At 63.6% G+C, this 4,657-nt stretch carries 5 protein-coding genes and 1 pseudogene; 4 read left to right on the top strand and 2 right to left on the bottom strand.

All coding sequences use genetic code 11. The features are described 5' to 3' along the window. The 4 genes and pseudogenes from L288_RS0121820 to L288_RS43925 all read left to right on the top strand — a co-directional run. Positions 1–363, top strand: a 363-nt coding sequence (locus L288_RS0121820; RefSeq protein WP_031304563.1) for a Ppx/GppA phosphatase family protein, incomplete at its 5' end; no start/stop codon positions are given. Beyond that, positions 360–1,034 carry an RlmE family RNA methyltransferase gene (locus L288_RS35240; protein WP_021238874.1) on the top strand — a complete coding sequence of 225 codons (675 nt, stop codon included), beginning with the start codon at positions 360–362 and terminating at the stop codon, positions 1,032–1,034. The genes L288_RS0121820 and L288_RS35240, both read left to right, overlap by 4 nt. A 39-nt stretch (positions 1,035–1,073) precedes the next feature. Further along, positions 1,074–1,721: pseudogene (locus L288_RS35235) on the top strand (magnesium chelatase domain-containing protein); the annotation flags it as partial. A 1,142-nt stretch (positions 1,722–2,863) separates the two neighbouring features. Beyond that, positions 2,864–3,193 carry a hypothetical protein gene (locus L288_RS43925; RefSeq protein WP_021238871.1) on the top strand — a complete coding sequence of 110 codons (330 nt, stop codon included), beginning with the start codon at positions 2,864–2,866 and terminating at the stop codon, positions 3,191–3,193. 1 nt (position 3,194) lies between these two features. On the opposite strand, the gene L288_RS35220 is transcribed toward L288_RS43925, so the two are convergent. Together L288_RS35220 and L288_RS35215 are read right to left on the bottom strand one after the other, a co-directional pair. Continuing rightward, positions 3,195–3,740 carry a recombinase family protein gene (locus tag L288_RS35220; protein ID WP_236613040.1) on the bottom strand — a complete coding sequence of 182 codons (546 nt, stop codon included), beginning with the start codon at positions 3,738–3,740 and terminating at the stop codon, positions 3,195–3,197. 91 nt (positions 3,741–3,831) lie between these two features. Next, positions 3,832–4,596: an IS6-like element IS6100 family transposase gene (locus tag L288_RS35215; RefSeq protein WP_001389365.1), complete on the bottom strand. Its 765-nt coding sequence runs from the start codon at positions 4,594–4,596 to the stop codon at positions 3,832–3,834. Between the last annotated feature and the right edge of the window lie 61 nt (positions 4,597–4,657).

Below are 4,657 nucleotides of genomic sequence, written 5' to 3'. Positions count from 1 at the left end.
CTCGCCCGCCGCCTGCCGCGCCAGCTGTCCTCGGTGCGGCTGCTTGGCACGTCCGGCACGGTGACGACGCTCGCCAGCCTGCACCTCAACCTGCCGCGCTATGACCGGCAGGCGATCGACGGGCTGATCGTTCCTTGCGCATCGATGCGCGCCATTTCCAGCCGCCTCGCCACCATGCCGCTGGCCGAGCGGCAGAAGCTGCCCTGCATCGGCACGGAGCGGGCCGACCTGGTAGTGGCGGGGTGCGCCATATTGGAATCGATCCTGGACATCTGGCCCGCCGAGCGGCTGGGCGTCGCCGATCGCGGCATCAGGGAAGGCATATTGCGCGGCCTGATGGATCGCGACGGAGCAAGGATGTGAGGGGCGCGGGCGCAGGCAAGGTCCGGGTGAAGACGGCGAAGGGGCGCACTGCCCAGTCGACGCGCTGGCTCGAACGGCAGCTGAACGATCCCTATGTGCGCAAGGCCAAGGCGGAAGGATGGCGCAGCCGCGCCGCGTTCAAGCTGATCGAACTGGACGAGAAATTCCATTTCGTGAAGGGATCGCGCGCGGTGGTCGACCTAGGCGTCGCGCCGGGCGGATGGGCGCAGGTGGTGAAGAAGCTGTCGCCCAAGGCGAAGGTGGTGGGCATCGACCTGCTGCCGACCGATCCGATCCCCGATGTCACCCTGTTCCAGATGGACTTCATGGATGACAAGGCGCCAGCGCTGCTCGCGCAAACGCTGGGCGAAGCGCCGGACCTCGTCATTTCCGACATGGCGGCCAACACGGTCGGCCATCCGCAGACGGACCATCTGCGCACCATGGCGCTGGTGGAGGCGGCCGCATGGTTCGCGGTCGAAAACCTGCGCAAGGGCGGCACCTTCGTCGCGAAGGTGTTCGCGGGCGGCACCGATGCCGATCTGCTCGCAGTGCTGAAAAAGCATTTCACCACCATCAAACATGCAAAGCCCCCCGCCAGCCGGAAGGGCAGCGTCGAATGGTATGTGGTGGCGCAGGGCTTCAAGGGACGGCAGGACGAGCCGGGCTGATCCCGCGCGCGCGGGGGCATTTCACATATTGGGGGCAATTTGGTTTCGACGGTATCGACGGTCGCCTATCTGGGGCTGGAGGCGCGCAGCGTGGAGGTTCAGTGTCAGCTCGTACCAGGGCTGCCCAACTTCATCGTCGTGGGATTGCCCGACAAGGCGGTGGCCGAAAGCCGCGAGCGGGTGCGCAACGCGATCGCGGCCATCGGCCTTTCGCTTCCGCCCAAGCGGATCACCGTCAACCTGTCGCCTGCGGACCTGCCCAAGGAAGGGTCGCATTTCGACCTGCCGATCGCCCTGGCGCTGCTGGGCGCGATGGGCGTGATCGATGCCGAAACCCTGTCCGGCTATGTGGTGGTGGGGGAATTGGGGCTGGATGGCCGCATCGCCTCCACGCCCGGCGTCCTGCTGGCGGCGCTGCATGCGGGGGAAAAGGATCTGGGCCTGGTCTGCCCAGTGGCGCAGGGACCCGAAGCGGCCTGGGCCGGACGGATCGAGGTGATCGCCGCGCCGGACCTGCTGAGCCTGCTCAACCATTTCAAAGGGACGGCCGCCCTCTCTCCGCCGCAGGCCGGGGCGGTCGAACCGCCGCCGCGCACGGCGGACCTCAGGCAGGTCAAGGGCCAGGAAAGCGCCAAGCGGGCGCTGGAGATCGCGGCGGCTGGCGGCCATAATCTGCTCCCGATGGGAACGTAAAGACCCATTTCGATCCACACTGGACAAGCTCTTGTTAGCAAATAGTTAGGCACATCCGCCTTACCCCCTTCCCTGCTGCCACTTCCTTGAGAAGCGGCACGTCGTGCATCGCAACAGGGAGAACTTTGATGCATCTTCGTAGAATAGCTGCCGCATTGTTGTGTGCGGTTATTGCCACCCCCGTCTTAGCTGAGGGGTCGCATATGGTTCGCGGTCATTATCGCAAGGACGGGACCTACGTTGCGCCTCATATGCGGACCAATCCGAATAGCACCCGGAGCGACAACTGGTCGACACGGGGGAACGTCAATCCGCACACGGGTAAGGTAGGCACGAAGGACCCTTATAGCTCCTCGTCCGACATCTATTCGCGCCCACGCTCCTCCACTTACGGGAGCGACTACGAATGAGGGCTCTTCGCAACATCGCGCTTGTCGCCCTTTCAGGCCTTGCCTTCGTGGGAACGGCGGACGCTCGGAGCGGCCTGAGTGACGGTCAGATTAAGCAGCGCATTATCAAGCAGTCGATTGCCGAGTATCCCGGCAACTGTCCTTGCCCGTATAATACGGCGAGGAACGGCTCGAGTTGTGGCGGTCGCAGTGCTTGGAGCCGCGCGGGTGGCTACGCGCCTATGTGCTACCCTGATGACGTGAGCAAAGCTCAAGTCAACGCATGGCGCGCAGCTAACTGACTTTGGGCCGGGTGGGGTCGCTCACCCGGTTCATTGCACGAAGGCGGTCCGCCACCCTAGAGAACTCCGCCGACCTCCCTAGCCGCTCCCTCAGCTTCCCATCGGCGCACCGCAGGCAACAGTAATTCAGCCCATCGGCGTTCCTGCGGTCGACCCCGAACATCTGGCAGGGCTTCGCCTCGGCGCAGGAGTGGCACCATTTGGAGCCCGGCGGGACAGCGATGGGTATCTTCTTGCGGGGCATGCGGCCTCCTATGCTCATTGTGGTAAGAAAAACCCGCCAAACTCAGCCGTAGGACGACGAGAGAGGCGGGTCTGGTGTGTAGGTCCGGTCGGGGCAGGATCGGCGCTGTAGGGCGGAGAATGACGGGAAAATCGTGCAGCCGTTGCAGCCGATTGCTCCCGCCGGTAACTCCCCGGTGTCAAGGACAACAGGAGACTGCAAGTGATAGCCCTCGCCCTCGCGTTAGCCGCCGCCCAAAGCGCCAAAGGCGAGATTGTGACCTATGGCTTTCCTGAGACCGACTCTTGCGCCACTTGGACACAGGACCGGAGCAAGCCGGGATTTCATAACCAAGCCTCGGAAGGGTGGGTGCTCGGTTTCATCTCTGGGCTAAACGCCTTCGGACCGAACAGCGGAAATGTAGCGCCGGGCACTAATGCCAGCGGGCTGCTCGGCTGGGTTGACAACTATTGCAAGGCCAACCCGCTCGACCCGGTTACCTCGGCTGGGTTCAAGCTGGTGCAGGAGCTTAAACGTCGAACTTCGCGATAGGTCAGGCGGCCTCTTTCAGCACCTTCTGGACCGTCGCAGTTGAAACCGCAGCGGCCTTGGCCGTCTCACGGATGCTCTTGCCTGCCGCTCGGGCCTCTAGGATCGCCTTGCGGGTTCCCTCGGGCAGCGAGGGACGACCAATAGCCTTCTTGCCCTTTGCGGCGCGGACCTCGGGGGCCTCAGATTTCGCCCTGGCTAATCCCGCCTTCACGCGCTCTTGGATCATGGACCGCTCGAACTCGGCAAAGATGCCCAGCATCTGGAAGAAGGCGCGGCCGGAGGGCGTAGAGGTGTCGAGCGCCTGCTGCTGGAGGTAGAGGTCGACCCCGAGGGCCTTCAGTTCCCCGAGAAAGCCCACAAGGTCCGGCATGGAACGGCCGAGGCGGTCAACGCTCCACGCTGCCACCATGTCGAACTTGCGGCGAGTGGCGTCCTTTAGCAGCCGGTCAAAGGCAGGGCGCTTGTCACGGCCCTTGGCTCCGCTGATCCCCGCATCCTCATAGACCTCCACCACCTCCCATCCCGAGCGGGCGGCAACGGCCTCCAGTTCCCGGCGCTGGTTTTCGGTGGTCTGCTCCCCGGTGGGCTCTGTTGCAAAGATTGGCGGCAGTCAGAGGTAGGCTGTCGCTCTGCGCCGATCAGGCGGCTGCTGCGAAATGGTGGTTGAGCATGCCCATGGCCTCCGTCAGCGCCGAGGGCCCAATGCCAAAAGCTCTCTCCACAAGGCGCACCTCGCCCCTGATGCCGGGCTGCAGGCACCAGGGGCGAGCCTGTCCTTTGCGCAGGGCTCGCATGACTTCGAATCCCTTGATCGTGGCATAGGCCGTGGGGATCGATTTGAAACCGCGCACCGGCTTGATCAGTATCTTGAGCTTTCCGTGATCGGCCTCGATCACGTTATTGAGATACTTCACCTGCCGGTGGGCCGTCTCCCGGTCCAGCTTTCCTTCGCGCTTCAATTCGGTGATCGCTGCACCATAGCTCGGCGCTTTGTCGGTATTGAGCGTGGCAGGCTTTTCCCAGTGCTTCAGGCCTCGCAGGGCCTTGCCCAGGAACCGCTTCGCTGCCTTGGCGCTGCGGGTCGGCGACAGGTAGAAATCGATCGTGTCGCCCCGCTTGTCGACTGCCCGGTACAGGTAGGTCCACTTGCCCCGCACCTTGACGTAGGTTTCATCCAGGCGCCAGCTCGGATCAAAGCCACGCCGCCAGAACCAGCGCAGCCGCTTCTCCATCTCCGGGGCGTAGCACTGGACCCAGCGATAGATCGTCGTATGGTCGACCGAAATGCCGCGTTCCGCCAGCATTTCCTCAAGGTCGCGATAGCTGATCGGATAGCGACAATACCAGCGCACCGCCCACAGGATCACATCACCCTGGAAATGGCGCCACTTGAAATCCGTCATCGTTCCGTCCGTCCAATCTCCGCCAAGCATGCTCAAGCTTCACGATTTTTGCAACAGAGCC

Origin of the sequence: Sphingobium quisquiliarum P25, assembly GCF_000445065.1 — a bacterium.
In the GTDB taxonomy this organism is placed as follows: domain Bacteria; phylum Pseudomonadota; class Alphaproteobacteria; order Sphingomonadales; family Sphingomonadaceae; genus Sphingobium; species Sphingobium quisquiliarum.
Note: the sequence above shows the minus strand (reverse complement) of the source record. Positions and strands in the feature narration are given on the sequence as shown.